Source organism: Halorussus gelatinilyticus (assembly GCF_023238445.1).
Lineage (GTDB): Archaea > Halobacteriota > Halobacteria > Halobacteriales > Haladaptataceae > Halorussus > Halorussus gelatinilyticus.
This window is the reverse complement of the sequence record NZ_CP096658.1, coordinates 3,103,242-3,120,660: the sequence shown is the minus strand read 5'-3', so window position 1 is coordinate 3,120,660 and position 17,419 is coordinate 3,103,242. Positions and strand designations below refer to the sequence as shown.

11 protein-coding genes are annotated in these 17,419 nt (G+C 55.2%); 9 read left to right on the top strand and 2 right to left on the bottom strand.

Annotated elements, in window-relative coordinates:
• The first annotated feature begins 44 nt into the window (after positions 1–44).
• From M0R88_RS15890 to M0R88_RS15855, 8 genes are all read left to right on the top strand, one after another.
• Positions 45–1,175 carry an ArsR/SmtB family transcription factor gene (locus M0R88_RS15890; protein WP_497007280.1) on the top strand — a complete coding sequence of 377 codons (1,131 nt, stop codon included), beginning with the start codon at positions 45–47 and terminating at the stop codon, positions 1,173–1,175.
• On the top strand, positions 1,168–1,887 hold the full coding sequence (locus M0R88_RS15885) for a hypothetical protein (RefSeq protein ID WP_248649992.1): 720 nt from the start codon (positions 1,168–1,170) through the stop codon (positions 1,885–1,887). The genes M0R88_RS15890 and M0R88_RS15885 overlap by 8 nt, the downstream gene beginning before the upstream one ends.
• Entirely contained in the window at positions 1,884–2,750 is an 867-nt protein-coding gene (locus M0R88_RS15880) for a DUF2797 domain-containing protein (protein ID WP_368408840.1), read from the top strand. The genes M0R88_RS15885 and M0R88_RS15880 overlap by 4 nt, the downstream gene beginning before the upstream one ends.
• Positions 2,747–5,356, top strand: coding sequence for a Piwi domain-containing protein (locus tag M0R88_RS15875; RefSeq protein ID WP_248649990.1), 2,610 nt, complete (start codon positions 2,747–2,749; stop codon positions 5,354–5,356). Before M0R88_RS15880 ends, M0R88_RS15875 begins: the two co-directional genes overlap by 4 nt.
• A gap of 12 nt (positions 5,357–5,368) precedes the next feature.
• The gene (locus tag M0R88_RS15870) at positions 5,369–6,916 is read left to right on the top strand and encodes a ribonuclease H-like domain-containing protein (RefSeq protein ID WP_248649989.1); all 1,548 of its coding nucleotides are present in this window, start codon (positions 5,369–5,371) and stop codon (positions 6,914–6,916) included.
• Between the two features lie 2 nt (positions 6,917–6,918).
• Entirely contained in the window at positions 6,919–9,651 is a 2,733-nt protein-coding gene (locus M0R88_RS15865) for a DEAD/DEAH box helicase (protein WP_248649988.1), read from the top strand.
• 177 nt (positions 9,652–9,828) lie between these two features.
• On the top strand, positions 9,829–10,566 hold the full coding sequence (locus M0R88_RS15860) for a hypothetical protein (protein WP_248649987.1): 738 nt from the start codon (positions 9,829–9,831) through the stop codon (positions 10,564–10,566).
• A 502-nt stretch (positions 10,567–11,068) separates the two neighbouring features.
• On the top strand, positions 11,069–11,380 hold the full coding sequence (locus M0R88_RS15855) for a hypothetical protein (protein ID WP_248649986.1): 312 nt from the start codon (positions 11,069–11,071) through the stop codon (positions 11,378–11,380).
• 46 nt (positions 11,381–11,426) lie between these two features.
• On the opposite strand, the gene M0R88_RS15850 is transcribed toward M0R88_RS15855, so the two are convergent.
• Positions 11,427–13,718, bottom strand: coding sequence for a DEAD/DEAH box helicase (locus M0R88_RS15850; protein WP_248649985.1), 2,292 nt, complete (start codon positions 13,716–13,718; stop codon positions 11,427–11,429).
• Between the two features lie 149 nt (positions 13,719–13,867).
• Here M0R88_RS15850 and M0R88_RS15845 point away from each other — a divergent pair, with 149 nt between their 5' ends.
• A complete protein-coding gene (locus M0R88_RS15845) occupies positions 13,868–14,341 on the top strand; it encodes a hypothetical protein (protein WP_248649984.1) in 474 nt (157 codons plus the stop codon).
• 204 nt (positions 14,342–14,545) lie between these two features.
• Here M0R88_RS15845 and M0R88_RS15840 read toward each other — a convergent pair whose 3' ends face one another.
• Positions 14,546–16,939 (bottom strand): MBL fold metallo-hydrolase, encoded by a 2,394-nt coding sequence (locus M0R88_RS15840; protein WP_248654413.1) that lies wholly within the window; start codon positions 16,937–16,939, stop codon positions 14,546–14,548.
• Positions 16,940–17,419: the final 480 nt, after the last annotated feature.

Genomic DNA, 17,419 nt, shown 5'->3' with positions numbered 1-17,419 from the left:
CAATAGGTTTTAATAGTTTTGGATATCTTGGATAGTTTGAGGCGTTGGAACTGATGGAACCGGGCAACGGAGACGAAGACAAGAAAAACCGCTTCCGAGAAGCCTTCGAACGCGGACAACAGGGGCACATCGGAAGCTACGAAGTCTGGTTGTCGGATCACGGGTTCCAAGCAGAACAAGCCAGCCGCAACCGACTCACAGAATACTTCCGAAACTACCCTGAAAAAGCGGTGAATCACGAAGATGCGCTTGACGAAGTCGGTGAGTACGCGGGCTTCGTAACCCAGCAACAGGATGTCTATCACACCCCTGTAATCGGACCGTCAGGGATCGGGAAGACTCAGTTACTCCACACGGTCATCTCGTTTCTCACGGGACTCTCCGAGGACATCGATACGAAGTTCATCGACGCGACGGATCTCGGAAAGAAGGCCGACAAAGGATTCCTTCTCGATGAGTTCGCTCACGGGCTGACCGAACTCGAAACCCCAATCGTCTGTATCGATGATTGTGGCCTAGACAAGCGAATCGAAACCTCACTCACCGAACTCAGACAGGCTGTAGACAGCGGCCTATTCGTGACGACTTGGACGCCTGAACGGTGGGGCATCAACCGAGGGCGAATCCAAGACGCCCTCCCGCCCTCGAAAGAGATCTACCTTGATGCGTTCCCCCGCAAAGACACCGACAAAACGCTACGCATCATCTTCGAGGTGCTCTCCGAGAACGAGTTTACACTCCCGTCGGACACCATGGAGCGCATCCATGAGCTAAGCGAGGGGATCCCGCGCTTGATTCACATCCTCGCGTTAGAGTCGCTCCAAGAGGCCTTCCGGAAAGAACTGGATCCAGGAGACGTAGCAGCCACGAACTCGGCTGCTGACCGACTCCACTTGGCCGATGCGAGTACACGTGTCCAGAACCTCTCAGAGTCAAAGCTTACAGTATTGAAACAGATACTCCAACTTCCAAATGACCGGGGTGTCCAACCAGGCACACTGGTTGAGGAACTCCACCGCGACAAATCGACCATCTCCTACCACCTCCGGGAACTCAGCGACAGAGGATTTGTAGAACGCGACCGAGAGGGACGACGCGCGTTCTATCGAGTGACCGAGACATTGGAACCGTTCATCCAACGACGAATCAACCAGGAGGCCGAGTTCGATGGCTAGTTACAAAATTGTGCCACTGCGAGACGAGAGCATCGACACGGAAGAGATCGAAGCCGGAATCGAGGCTACCTCGGCGTTCGACTCGGACGTCGACCTTCACAGCGGAATGCTTCCGCACACGTTCACCGAGGGAGTAGATGGGCTATGCTGGGCTGAGTATGGTCGTGAGACGTACTACGACCGGACCACGCTCGAAGGCACCGAACAAACGAAACGCGCGAAACGGTATCCGATCCTCTTCCTCCAGAACGGATATGTCGCCATCGAGAAGGCGACAAAGGAGGTTGAACAGGAGATTCTCACGACACTCACGGGAGTTCTCGATGAGGACGTGAGATTTGAGACGGTAGAGTTCGACGAAGATGACCTGCGAACGGTCATCGAGGAATCCAGCCGCGTCCAACGTGTCGACGTCAGTCCGAGCAGGCGCGAAAGACCAGACCACGTTTCGGCTCAAGATAGGGGCGACCTGAGAGACACGGACTGGTGGGAGCAATACTTCGGGGATCCATTCGAACAGGTCCGTGTCGATCTCCCGGACCGAAATATCCAGGTCGAAGTTGGGTTCGACGATACCGGTCGTATCACGCTCTACGGCCGCAAGATCGAGATGGCGATCCAGGCTGAGGCGATGCGACACTTGACCGACGAAATTATCGATCCGTATCGAAGCCCGACCGATTTTCAGGGAACTCTCGGAGGGTACAAATGACAGTTCGACAGACTACTACGCTCCGCTCTCGGGCTACAGTGAGTGCTCACCCGACAATGGTCTCCTGGTCACGGGGAAAACCACGACTATACCTCGCTGATACGGATGGGCCGATAGACCTCGCAGGTCTCGTCGGTGAAGAGATCTGCGTCGATATCCAGCCTGGATTCCGGTGCCAGCACTGCGGAGATCAAGCAGACACATCGCCGTGCCAGGAGTGCCAGTCGAAGCCGCCACACCAGCAGTGCATCTTCACTCCTGGAACGTCTTGTACGTATCAGGACTGCCCGTTCCCGTCGTTCAAACGACGGTCGTGTGCGCACAACTTCGTCGTCTACCTAGTTGCCAAAGACTGTGTGAAGGCTGGCATCACGCAGGCAGATCGGTATGTCAGTCGCTGGGCAGAGCAAGGAGCGACGCACGGTATGGTCGTTGCGAGAACACCGAATCGTCGTGTCGCCGGGATCATCGAAGAAGCTCTGGATGATGTGGTGTCGACGGAATCGACGAAAGAATGGTACGAGCCGCTGGATGACCCGAAACAGGAACTCGTCACGGCTGCAAATTCCTGTCGTGAGGTACTAACTGGGTCTCTAGAACCGTTCTCAGTCCTTCCGGATGACGAGGACGGTTTCGATGATCGGATTATCACGGTCCCGGTTCACTTCTCTGGCGATGACGCGACTGTCCTGAACCTGCCCGAAGTCACTGTTGGTGACGAACTCCAGTCAGAGGTACTTGGGGTCCGGGGACAGATTTTGGCGACGAAGGACGCTGTAGTGAACTTCGATCATTTAAAAGGAGAACAGCTCACGGTCGAAGCACCTGCTGAGTGCATCCCGGCAATGGAGGACGCACAATGAAACCAGTTAATCTTGACAAGAACTCACTCAACGACGTACCGGTTGGAGACACCTACGCCGTTCGATTCACCTTAGACGCGGTCTTCGAGAACGAGGGTCAGTACCCTCGACGCAACCTGAAATTCACAGACGGCGGCGGTGATGACCGGACCGTCACGATCTGGAAAAACTCTGCACCAGAGGAGATCTACGAAGCAGATTACGATAGGGGGGCTACCTACCTCATCACAGCTGTCGAGTACGAAATCGACGAAGGAAACGACGGGGAGAGATACCAGAATCTTACTGTTCAGAGTGATGCTAAGCTTCTCGAAATGTCGGGCCCACCGAGTACAGAGGAAGCTCTCGAAGACGGTCTGGCTGAAACTCCAGACACATCTGCTACTAGTGGCGATCACGGTCTTACGACGTTCCGTGCCACAGAGAATCTTCCAGACTACGACGTCTACGAGTACGAACTCGTTCCGAAGCGAGGGTTCCGACCTTCTGGCGAGAACGCGCTGCGAGCGACGTACCGCGCGCGCCGCAAAGTCCGGCAACAACTTGACGTCACGCCGGTCGTGGTTGGGAGTGCGTTCAAACTGGTTTCCCTCGTGAAACTCGCGCATGAACGAGTGGACCTTCCCCGCTTCGAGATTAACGAGGTTGGTAAGCGACCGGTCGCTTTCGCGGACGAAGATGACCGGGAGATTCTGGGTGAAATGCTCGGTGAAGTTCTGAAGGACTCGAAACGCGACCAGTACGACATCCACGGAATCGATAAAATCCTAGAAATCGAACCCGTTATCGAGAAAGAGGGGTTCCGCCTTCACGAGCGATACAACCTCACCGTTGAGGTCCTCCCCACGCGTGCAGCCTATCTGCACGTCGATTACCGCCATCGGATTCTCTCGGACAAGACGCTCGATCAACTCGATGAAGACGAGATTCATCCTGGGCTCAGGGTGACACCAACGTACCGAGATATGGGATTGTACGTTATCGGCGTGGGGTCAGAAACCGTCACTGACAAGCTCCATATCGAGGGGAACAAAAGCCTCGTCCAGTATCACCGCGAGGAACCCTGGGTCGATCCAGCGAAAGTACAGAAAATCGAGGACGCAGATCGTAAGGTTATCTGGACGGTCCGTCAGCGGGGCGATGGAACAGAGATGGCGTTCCCACCTGAACTCCTGGCACTCCAAGGTCACCCTGAGAATCTCGCTCGATTCGCGCCGGAGTTTGCGGAGAAACAACGGCTCAATACACGTTTGTCAGCCGAGCAATGCATCTCGAAGGCTGAGGACTTCGTCAAACAACTTGACCCACTTCAGTTCGACGGGCACACCGTCGAGTTCGAGTCAGATCCGTTGGTCGGCGATGAGAACGTCTCAATCCGTGGGCTCTTCGACCCAGAGGCAGACGTCTTGCAGTTCAGTGATGGGAAAACCGGAACGCATCCGAGTGACGTCACGAGCCTCGGGGTTTACGAAGCACCGGATTCCTTCCGCGTGTGCCACGTCCGGATGGAGAAACGGGATAAGCGAATCCAGCGGGGATGGTCCACCCTCGAAAGCAAACTAGAACAGATCGGAGCTCCGCCAGACAGCGTCGAAGAGGTCACCTTCGACGCGACGATGTCACCTGACCAGCTGGGCATGGAAATTGCGGCGGAAATCCCGGACGACCACGATTACGACGCCGTGTTCTGCACGCTCCCGCCGAAGAACACCGGGTACTTCGACACGGCGGATCCGGAGCGAGTCTACGACGAGGTGAAAAAGGTTCTCGCTACGAAGGACCTCAACAGCCAGTTCGCCCACGAGGAAACACTCGACGAGCGATTCACGATCATCAACATCGCCCTCGGATTGGTCGCGGCTGCAGGAGGCATTCCGTTCACTATTGAGCGTGCGTTGCCTGGCGAGTCAGAACTCCACCTTGGAATCGACGTCACCCATCAGTACGACGAATCAGCGAACGGTAACCACGTCCATCTCGCCGCCGCAACCACCGCGATTCACGCTGACGGGGCCGTCCTCGGATACACCTCCTCTCGACCGCAGTCTGGAGAGAAGATCCCGCCGAAAGATCTCAAAGAGATCGTCAAACAGGCCGTGATGGGCTTCCGGACCCGATACGACCGGTACCCGAACCACATCACGATCCACCGAGATGGATTCGCAAACGAAGACCTCGGCGAAGTCGAGAAGTTCCTCACGGAACTCGACGTCGCGTACGATGTCGTCGAGATCCGGAAGCAAGCTCCAGCCCGCGTACTGAAATACAGCGGCGCTCACTTCGACACACCGCAGAAAGCGACCGCAGCCATCTACGAGGACCTTCCTAAAGCCATCGTCGCCACCTTTGGGGAACCCGAAACCCTCGCCAGCAGAGAAAGCACCGGACTCCCACAACCCATCACTGTCGAACGCGTCCACGGCGATACCCCCATCGAGACGTTAACTGCGCAAACGTACCTCCTGTCGCAAGCGCACGTCGGCGCATCCAATGCCACCGCTCGCCTTCCAATCACGACAATGTACGCGGACCTGGCAAGCACTGCGGCCGCTCGCCAGCACCTCCCACCGACCAACAAACTCCGAGATAAAATCGGCTTCATCTAACTAACCCCAACAATGACCGGAGACACCGATTCGACCACGGACGGCGAAACACCCCTGGAGTTACTGGCACTTCCCGCGTCTACCCTCGACCGCGTGTCACAGCCTGCGGTCCGTGACGCTGTCCAGTACTTCACGGCTGCGCTCATTACTGTCCCTGGGGCCCGAACCCCGACTGCGTATGCGACCGCCCGTGACGCCGCACCGGACCTCCCAGTTCTCCACCCGCAACGCGGCCACGGTGCTGACCGCGTCCACCACTATCGATACTCCTCTGACGCGGGCGTTCACGGAGCACCTGACACAGCGCCACCCCCCGAGACGATAGACATTCTCGCCGTCCAAAGCGGGGACGTCCTCCCTCGACTTCAGACCCAGCTGTCATCGGGTGAGCGGCAGACAGGCTCCGAGGCGGCGACGTACCTCTTCGTCCCCCAACTCTCCGTTGAGTGGGATACGACGACCCTCTCCACGACCCTCCCTCAGGCTGAGCAGTTGGCGGCGATCACTGCTACCCTGTCCGAACCAGTCACGGTCCTCGCAGGCGGCCAGCCAGCAGAGTACTACCACAAGTGGTCACTCTCGTATAATCACTCATCAGTGCAGGTCCCGATTTCTGGACTCGGAGCGTCTGAGGAACACGGACTGAAGTTCGCACAGTACACCTGCACGCCTCAAGGGACGGTTGCAGCAGAAGCTGTCGACGCCGATCAGTTCGGGCTCAAAGCGCTGAACGGTGTCGCCGAGTCTACTGCGAAGCGGCTCCGCAGACAGGGATGTCAAACAACGGGCGATGTCCAGAACCTCGCCATCAGTACGCTCACGGACCTTTCCGGCATTGGACAGACGACTGCCGAGAAGATACACGCTCACGCAGACGTCATCGACTCAGGCGAACCCATCGTTCTCACAAACAAGACACCAGTCAAGACACGTGACGACCGCCCACCGCTCTGCCTCGACATCGAAACCGACGGGCTCTCCCCTACCATCATCTGGCAGTTCGGCGTCTACGACCCAGCAACTGACACACATCAAGCGTTCATCGAGAAGCAACACCCAAACGACCCGAAGCCAGTACTTGAAGCGTTCATCACGTGGTTCCTCGCCAACCACCAAGACAGAACAGTGCTCACATGGAACGGGTACAACTTCGACTATCCACAGATCACCCAGTTCCTTGAACAGCACCTCCCCGAATACGTCGAGGCCTGGAACGACATTTGGACATATGACCTATACAAATGGGCCGTCCGCGACGGGAATGCCCTCCTCCCCGGTCGAACGAACAAACTCGACCACGTTGCTCGCGCGCTCGGCTACGATCCTGCCGGAACCGGGTTAACTGGCGCGCAAACCGCTGCTGCGTATCAAGAATTTATGCGCAACCCGGACTCTCCAGCGGCTGAACCGGACTGGGAACGCCATAAGGCGTACTGCGAAGACGACTGCCGGGCACTCTGGCACGTCTACCAAGCAATCACGAATGCCACGCGACGTGATATGACCGACAGCGGCACTGGCGGCGCAACCGGACAACAAGCTGGCCTCACCGACTTCTAACCATGAGTGACAACACCACCTCGACCGACGCGAACGCACGAGCCGACGTTGATGCGGACACCATTATAGACACGTTCCCGAGAACCTCTCTCACCCCCGACTCGGAATACCTCGAAACCATCGGCTTACCAGCCGAACCAGCGGACACGGTCCCGACAGCGGAAGTCCTCCGTCCAGAGCTCGCCGAGCCATACCCGCACGACCTGTTCAGCCACCAAGCCGACGCGCTCAATGCACTCGAAACAGGTGACAACGTCGCCGTCACGACATCAACGTCCAGCGGGAAAACTCACATTTACGGCCTCCAAATCGCACGGAATCTCCTCGATGCTGGCGTGCTCAACCCCGACGGAACGAGAGCCGCCGAACACAACGACGCTTCAACCGCGTTGTGCGTGTATCCGATGAAGGCGCTCACCAAAGACCAGCAAGAAGCACTCGACGAACTGTACGACCAACTCGGGTTAGACATCCGCGTCGAAATCTACGACGGCGATACAACAGGCAACCGACGCGCCATCCGCGAGCAAGCCGACGTCATCCTCACGAACTTCGCCGGGCTCAACGTCTACCTCGAACACCACGACAAGTGGAGCCGATTCTACAGCGCCCTTGACCTCGTCGCCATCGACGAGTCGCACACGTACACTGGCATCGAAGGCATGCACGTCGCGTGGATCCTCCGCCGGATGCAACGCGTCGCCGATTACTGGGGCGGTGACCCGCAATACGTCCTCACCTCCGCCACAATCGGGAACCCCCGGGATCACTCCGAGGAACTTATTAACGCCTCCGTGACCGTTATCGATGACGACGGCTCGCCGCACGGCCCCCGCGACGTCATCCTCTGGAACCCGCCGCCGCGGGACAAAACACAGGACCCTACGCCCGAAGAGGAAACCTTCGATATCGACATCGACGATGCGAATGATCCAGAAGAGGAAGGCGAAGAGTTCATCGCCGAGCGCGTCCCGGCCAGCGTCGAAGCGCCGAAAGTCTTCAACCATCTGACCTCGCGCGGCATCCGCACGTTATTGTTCTGCGACAGCCGCAAACTCACCGAGCTTAGCATCCAGCGGGCAGACGAACACCGCCGGAACAACCCCCGCGAATACGACCATCCGACCACCGTCGGGAGAGAAGCGTACAACGCTGGCCTCGGTCGCCACACCCGTCACTCCCGCGAACACCAGTTCAAAACCGGCGTCCTCACCGGCCTCGCAACGACATCCGCACTCGAACTCGGGATCGATATCGGCAATCTCGACGCGACCGTTCTCATGGGCTATCCCGGCCAGCGACAGTCCTTCTGGCAACGCATCGGCCGCGCCGGCCGCGAAGCAAGCCGCAGCCTCGCTGTCCTCGTCGGCGATCACCGCACACTCGATCAGTACATCCTCAACCATCCCGAGTACCTCCTCGAAAACGACGTCGAAGACGCCGTCGTCGACACATCGAACAACTCTGTCTTTGCGACTCACGTCCTCGCCGCCGCCGACGAAATCGCACTCGATGAATCAGATATCGGTACGTTCGCGGATGAAGACCGACTTCGGGCTGCCGTCAAGATGTGGCGCGAAGCTGGCTTCGTCGACGGCTACCTTGACGCCGCCGTTCACTACTCCGGCCCGAGCCGCCCACAGACACGCGTCAACCTGTACGGCACCACCGACACGGACTACCGCCTTCAACTCGCAGCCGATGTCGACCGTGACAAGTGGGGCCTCCCCGACGATCTCGACTTAGAACCAATCGAACAGAACCGCGCCTACCGCGACTACCACGAAGGCGCAGTCCGCCTCCAGAACGGTCAGCAGTTCGAAGTCGTCAACGTCGACGAAGACCGCCCGCAACCCATCATCGAACTCAAACCAGTCGATTGCGAGTACTACACCCGTACCCGAAACAAAGTCAACGTTCTTGACGCCGAGTCCGAAGAATCCCGCGAGGTCAACGGATTCACTCTCCACTTCGGCCGCGGAACCGTGCTCGTCCACCACCACTCCTACGACCAGCTCTACATTGGCAATAGCGACCCGAAACAACAAGCAATCCCGACAGAAACCCCGCCGATCCTGATGGATACGCAGCTTTGCTGGGTGGAAGTCCCGGAAGACGTCGAAACCGCCCTCACCCGCAAGTACCAGGACTACGGCATCGAAACCGGCGTCGACCCCGAAAACACCGGTATCGCCCACCTCGGATACATCGCTGGGCTCCACGCCGCAGAACACGCCACTATCCAAACCGCCCCGCTCGAACTCCGCGTCGACAAAAACGACCTCGGCGGCCTCGCCACGCTCGTCATGGACACCCACTACGCCCACCCCGACTACGACGACATCACCGACTCCATCGGCGACTCCTTCGAAGCCGCCACCCACGCACTCGAACAACGCACTCAGGAGCTCACCGGCCGCACCGCCTCCGGCTGGTTCATCTACGACGGCGTCGACGGAGGCCTCGGCTTCGCTCGCGCCATCTACGAAAACTTCGAAGCGCTCGCCGAACGCGCCCGCGATCAGCTCCGCGACTGCCACTGCGGTCAACCCAACGGCTGCCCTGCCTGCACTTTCGACGAAAACTGCGGCAACGACAACAAACCCCTCCTCCGGGCCTCTGCCGTCGACGTCCTCAACCAACTCCTCGGCGACGACACCCGCGAGGATCTCTCAGAGCACCTTCCTGAGGATGAACATGGTGGCGACCGCCGCCCCGTCGTCTTCTACTCGTAAGTAGTTCAGGGAGAACCAATTTGGGAAGTGAGTTCTAGTCTCGTTAGAATGTTTATTCCAGAATCACAATGGATATTCTGGTTCCCCAAACTGGTAAACCAGAATTCAATATGTATTGATTTGAAAACATTCTTGTAGACTTCCTTGGACAGGGTGGTGTGGAGGTGCTTTCCTAGTATGGGGACGCTGGTACTCGATATCGAAACTGCAAGTCCATTCGAAGAGCCACCCGAGAACTCAAACAAAACGAAGTATTACGAATGGTTTGCCGTCAGCCTCGCATACGTTGACGAGCTTGAAGAAACGCCAGAAACAGAAGTGTTGTTCCGGGCCGGGAACTGGGAAGATTCCTATACTAAGGACCTCTACCAGCGACTGTTTGAGTGGTGCAATCAACGGAATGTCGAAAGACTCCTTACGTACAACGGCACTTGGTTTGACGGTAAGCATCTTCTCAATTGGGCTAAAGATATAGACGCGACTACCGACAACGACTTTCGTAAACGTACTGAAAGGCTATTCGAGAACCATATCGATGTCGCACTCGCCGCGGCTGACGAGTATGCTGACGAACTATGGGAAGACCAGCATATACTCCCCGATTGGAAAGCATACGAGATTGCGGGTATCGACAACGACAGCATCTGGTATGACGATTATGATTTCCCAGGTGGATACCTTTCAGAGATAGATGGTTCTGCTGTACAGGGCAAACACATCGGGAAAGTTCTCGGTGAACAATACGTCGAAAACGTTGAAGCGGGTATCGAAGCAACCAGTGTCCACCAAGAGTTCACTCAATTACTCGAAGATTATTGTACAAGCGATGTCGCGGACCTAATAGAACTCTACACCGTACTCGGTGGTCCTGATCTTGACGATATGTACAGGCGTACTGCAATGGAGATTGTTTGACCAGAGATAAAATTAAATAACACCTTTACGAGGTGGTAGTTGTGGGGTCCAACGATAACCGCGACGCGTTCAACTGGCGACACCGCTCGACTGGAGACCACAGTATTGGCGATTCAATGCCAGGTACTGTCGGTGACGCGCAACGGACACTCCACGACAGATACGAGCAGACGCCGGTGATCAACGAGACCGTGGAAGTACCGTCCGAACACCAAGAACGTCAGACCGAAGAGACGACTGAGGACAACGGTATAGAAGTTGAAGATCTCGTAGCAAAACTACGAAGCTAAGTCGCCACCACGCGTCTGCCCTTCCTCCGCCAAAATCAAACTACGCAGAATGACTACTGAGAGAAATCGAAAAAGGGGTTAGTGTCTCCCCTACCTTTTCGGCTCCCATTCTTCGACATAGGCTCCTTCGCTGAGCATGAGCTGAACCTCCTCTAGCAGAAGTAAATTCTGTATAGAGTAAGATTATTCTGAATAGATAATCGACAAGGCGTATGGAGCTTCCTTATATTCCCGAACCGTCTGATAGCGAGGTTCGAAAGCGAGTAGATTCTGAAGAAGTAGCAAGAATGTATGCAGAAGGTGGTGACCGAATAGTGGATAGCTGGGAAATCCAAAGCGCCGTGAATTCTTACCTTTGGGAGAATTGGAAAGAGACACTACAACAACACAGTATTGGATGGACCGATTTCCAGTCCAAAACCAAATTCGCAAATAACACTATTGAATCCTGGGCTAACGAAAGAAAGGACTGGAAAGCAGTTCTAAACGGTCACGCAGAACTTCTCAATGCCAAACTCCGGTAAGGAAGAGTCCTTGGCTGAAATGCCTCTGATCTATACAATGGGGCACCTACGACCGCATACTCAAGACCCGATCCTGCGAATCCAACAGCTCGTATAGTTCCCCATAGAGATTAGCACAACTATTAGCTGTCGTCCGATGTGGAGCAACGGTTGACAAGGTGTCAAAGTCCCCGACCACAACCAGTCGCTTCCGGGCACGCGTGAGTGCGACGTTCAATCGCCGTGGCCCTTCCTCGGGGAACGTCAGGAACCCACTGTTTCCCTCCGGGTTACTCCGTACGAACGAGACTATGATCGCTTCCCGTTCACCTCCTTGGAAGGAGTCAACCGTATCGACTGATACCTGGTCCACATCGTCAGCATCAAGTCTATGTAGTTGTGACCAAATCTTCCCAATTTGTCCACTATACGCGGAAATGATGCCGATATCTGCCGGTTCAAGCCCAGACATCATGAGGAGTTTGACCTGCTTCGCAACGGCCTCCGCTTCAGCGACGTTATACCGCGAGTTCCCGTGAGTCTCCTGTTTTTCCGTTCCTTCGATATCGATGAGTGCCACCGGTTTTAGATCGTCAATTTGCCAATCTGCGTTTTTGTCCGCGGTTTCCAGATTCCCGTCGTAGAACGCTTGGTTGGGGAACTCGGCGATCTCTTCGTTCATCCGATACTGGCGGCGCAGAAGGACAGAAACATTGTCTCCGTACTGATCCAAGAGGTGCTCAAAGAGCGAGATATGCATATCCTCAGTCTTCATTGACTCATCAGCACAATACGGCGGGAGCTGCTTGTGATCGCCTGCCAGCACTACCTTCTGCGCACAGTTGACGACAATCGCAGTCGCTGGACGACTCGCCTGCGTCGCCTCATCAACGACTGCAACGTCAAACTCATTCTTATCGAACTGCGCTGCACCACTCGTTGTTGCTGCGACGACATCCGCACTCTTCGGGGAGACATCCATGTAGTGTGATTGAACGACTTTGTTCCGCGAGTTATGCCCGACTCGGGCAATCGTCAGTTCGGCTTCACCTCTTTCCTCATCGCATACAAACGCGTGAAGTGTATCAGATTCGGGGTCATTCACCGTACTGTCTCCCACTAAGAGATTATCGACCGCTTGGTTTGAGTGAGCGGCCACCAGCACAGACTGCCCTTGGGTAACAGCATGCTTGACGTACGCTGTGAGGGTACGCGTCTTCCCAGTGCCAGGTGGCCCGTGGATACAAACCATATCCTCCGCACTGTCAGCCCAGACCAACGCCTGCTTCTGATACGGGTTAAGGTCCACCTCCACACTAGGGACCGCAAACTTGTTCGGCGAGAACCTGACTGGCCGACTCCCGGTAAGCAACTTTCGTTTTCCTGTGTCTGATTTCACCTCGTTGATCGCGTCTAACCGCCGCTCAAACGGAATTGGATTAAGAAGCGGAGTTACCCAGAAGTCGGTCTGTTCGTTTGCCAGTAGCTTTTCGACAACGGGACGATTCTCAACGGTCTCCCAGTCCGGTTGAAGCGTCAACGAGGGGCCACTCACATTCGTTACTTCAGTAGCAATGGGGAACTCATCGGTGTCGCTCACCGTATCTAGGATATAGAGGTTATTCGGGTACACATCTTCGTCCTCGAAGAGGTCGATATCCTCATCATCCTCAGCGGTAATTTGGAAGATGAACTTGGGATTTCCATCGTTCCCTCTACCTTGGGTTACGGGAACGAATGGCCCGACCGCAGACCCACGGTCGACGAGTGTTTCAATCCCGGTCTCACAGTGTTGATCCCAGTTCGTTTCACGTTCGGTGTCTCGTTCCGTTCGGACAAACTCCAAGAGGTCGTTGAAGAATGCATCCTGTTCAGCCGAGGAGGATTCCGACCGCGGATTCACCCGCGTCTCCGGAAAGTCGATGTCTTCGAGCTCACTGTCCTCAACGAGAGTTGCGTCAGGATGCCAGAATTGGAGGCGTTCACAGACGACTGTTCCAAGCAGTGTGTCAGCAGAGGTGAACCGAGTGACACCGTTCACCCCAAATGACGAATCATACCAGCCGATTTGCTCCGAATCAGGGCGCCAAAGAACGTACTGCTGGGTAGGGGTTGGATCGTTTTCCTGGTGTAGGGGAATCGGGTAGCTCTTCTTATTCTGCTGGTCTGGCTTGACAACGGCCTTTGCATGTTCTACAGTGTCTTTGACATCCTCGGCGGTGTTGATCTCCTCTACGCCGTCACCGCTTCCGTTTGAAGGTTTGCCGTGAGATTGATAGAGGGACGCATTTGCCGCTTGCCAGTTCTTAAAGAGACCGGCGAGGGCTTTCTGGTTCGAGACTGTGGAGGACTCGGCCATGCTCTGTAATCTACCGGGATACGGCTTTCCCGCCAATTATAAATCTGCTGATTTGATGATTCGTGGATTCAACCCCTCCGGGATCGGATACCTTCACCCAGAGTTCCTGCTCCAGAAAACTTATCTTGTCAGACATAGGTCCTTCTTTCGTGGCACGCGATAACAAAGACCGGTACGGCTATCGACACCGTTCTGACGATGCCTATCAGATGGGCGAATCCAAACCGGGGGATGTCGGTGATAGTAAGGGGACATTCCACGACCGAGCGATGGCAGATTCCAATGTTATCGTCGATGGCAAGGTACAGTCTCAAGAGTCCTACCAGCGGTCCGTAAAGGAAACCGGTTCCTCCAAGCAATCCGCAAAATCGTCGAAGCCAAAAAAGGAGAACCGGTCCTCCGGGAAGAACAAGTATCAAGGGCCGAAGGTCTCTCAAGACGAAATCGCCGGGAAGACCGTTGAAGTCGAGATTGAGAGCGACGGCGGCACCTTAGACACGATGGCCCAGTACAAGAACCACCAAATACACGTCGAGGGCGGAGTTCCCGGCGAAACCCGGCGTGTAAAACTTGAGAAAGGGAAAGGGTACTTGATTGGTCGGCCGATCCGCCTAAAGGAATAACCCCCCTCTCTATTCACTCCATATTCCTCACCCAACACTCCATTCTCACCGTAGCAGGTGTAGTAATCGGTCGTCTCCTCATTCTCACGTCTTACAGCGTTCTTCTAAAGACGAAGGACGGTGTTAATCAGATGCAGGCTTTAAAATAATAATCGAGACTTCATTTACGACAGTATTGGCAAGTTAGCGCCTATAACGTTGATTCTATTCCGTGCATAGTTGCCAGTTAATGGCTGCTTCGACGATTTCCTCGTGGTTGGTAAAGGTGTTGGACTCATTCCGTACTATGGCGTCTAAGTATTCACGGTGATCATCCATATTGCGGATTTCAACTGCTGAGTCTATGTCGGTGTCAAGAGTGGCTGCAATCCCTTTTGCAAGTATATCCATGGTCGAATCGAGTTCGCCACTATTACGAACAAGGTCCTCAATCGTTTGCTCGACAGTAGGACTACCAGTTAGGTTGACAGCGAACCCCTGTTTCTCACTCCCCGAAGCCTCACCGGCGAGCAATGCTACGACGTACTGTCGCACGGCTTCAGTCACGAAGTCATCTACTGTCTGAACATCTTCCTGGTCAGATGTCGTGACGGACCATTCGGCTAATGCCACTGCCAATGGATCAAGAGAGACAGTTATGCTGTCTCCCTCAGTCGTTTCAGCATTTCCGTTCTCGCGCTCTGATTCGGTATCCGCCTCCTTAGCGGACTTGTCACCCTCAGGAGTAACTGTACTTTCAGTAGTGGGATTGCCTTCGCCTGTCTGGGGGTCTTGGCGTTCTTGACTGGCCTCTTCGACGGGACTGCTCTGTTCAGGGCTAGCCGACTCGCCTTCCGGTTCTTGTTCAGGCTCGTTATCTTCTGCCTCCGTGTTCCCGGTCGTTTGCGCACCCTCCGTCTCCGCTGTAGAATCAATCTCTTGGCCCGTGCCGGGCTCACCGTTGTCATCGTTCACCGAGTTATCAAGGTCGGCTTCGGATTGCGATTCTCTGAGTTGTTTGGCGGCTCGTTGAGAAACCATGTTCTTCGGTGTAAGCGACGAGGTGTCCAGTTGTTCTGTCGCCTCCATAGACGTCTGGTCACCGCGGGTAACACCAGTCGTATCGATTAATCCAGTCTGTCGATGCGTCGCTTTCTCCTCAGCGTCATCGTTCGTCGAATCATCGTCTGCTGTCATGGATTCCGTATCAGACATTGTCGCTTGCGTTTCTTCGGAGTGGTTTGGTGCGTCCAAGCTTGTCGCTGCGTTGGGACCGTGATGAAGTAACGAGGCGATTTCTGCTTGGTTGATCCCTTCAGCTTCGAGGTCGGGGTCGTCATGACGAGTAAGTGACGGTACTGAGAACGAATGGAGGAGTTCCGTACTGGCAAACTGCTGGAGGTTCCGCTCACCATTCGACACGACGGTTCCACCACCTGCTGCCGGAGGTAACCGCCACTGCTCGCCATCAAATAGTGTGTGCTTGTTTGTATCGCCGGTCCCCCAGACGACGCTGTCGAAATCATTGAATTTCCCGCCGGCACCGCCGTGACGGTGAATGATAACGGTCTCCGTCGGATCCACAGCATCGTGGACGGACTTGAGGGTCTGTGGAGTAGGATGGTTCACCAACTCGTACTCGTGAATCGTGCACCGACCTTCTGCCACCGGGTCATTGCCAGAGCCCACTAACTGCACAACACATGCATTCGCGTTCTCACGAAGACAATCGAACAACCGTCCGCTACTACGTTCACGGGGGATCTCCGGGCCGGCAATCGTGATGACACCGTGCCCAAGACACGTTTGCGGGTCCTCGAACACCGGGATTTGCTCTATGCCAGCGCAATCGTAGTCAAGTCGCTCATAGAGTTTAGCGACCTGACCGACAACACGAATCGGCACACCGAGATCATACTCTTCCCGCAACGCATCTAACAGGTAGGCCACTTGGACACCGACCAAACCGCTGGTCGCCACGAGCGTCGGCGCACCGCCATGTGCGTGTTCAAGCGCCGTCCCAAGCGCGTTAGTGAGCGACCTGCTAAACGACTCGTTCGTTGCAGCAGGTAAAAACAGCGCATCAATATCGATGAACTCCTCTGGAGGGAAGCCCGTAAATCCGCCAGCACTCCGACACGTAAAGTCACCGGTGGCCAACAAGTGATAGGTCTCTCCATCATCCACTACCCGCACTAGAAACCCAACAGCTCCCGGAATATGCCCGGTAGGAACAGGATGGATCTCAACTTCGGAGGTGATAGACCTCCAATCTTCAACCGGTGTGATCGCGTTGGTAACCTCGCCACTCGCTCGGACTCCATACTCATCGCTCGCAACATCAAAGACGTCACCGAGAACACTGGCGGTTGCCGGCGAAGTAAAGATAGGAATTCCGTCACGGTGAGCCGCCGAGAGGCTAGAGTAATGATCCAGGTGGGCGTGTGTCAAGCATATCCCAGCCAGCCGATCATTCGATTCCAAGAGCCGATCAACATCTACTCCTTGCCCAGCGTCGATCAGCAGGCAGGGATTCTCCGTGAACCCATCAAACTCGAAACGTAACAGGACGGACTCGTTGCCTGCATCGGGATTCGCATGATGAAATGAGATCTCCACGCCAGACCGTTAATCGATGATATGCATAATCGTTACTGTCTACTAAGGTATAAAACAAGGATACGAAAGGACGACGGTACTTCCATACTTGTTAAAGACACAAGTACGACAACTACCTATCAACCTTGATATGGATTCATGAGAGAGTCATATACGGCAACAGCGACCGCGGCGATGTCAAACAGGTTACTGATCTTCAACGAAGACATCTCCCTCGACGAAGGCTACGACTACGTCTTCGACGGCTTCGACAACGGCTGGGGAAACAGTGAGGAGATGCAGCTGAAACTCGCACAAGGCGCGTGGATCAAAAAGATCTTCGACCTAATGACGAGTAGCTTTCAACGTTCGTCGTATCTCAGAGAATATTCGGTTGGTTCTTATCCGGGTGTGAATTCATCAACTCTCTATACACTTGTTTGGAATTATATCTCGGTCAACAAATTAGCGGTGTTCACGACCTCGGAACACCATTGGATT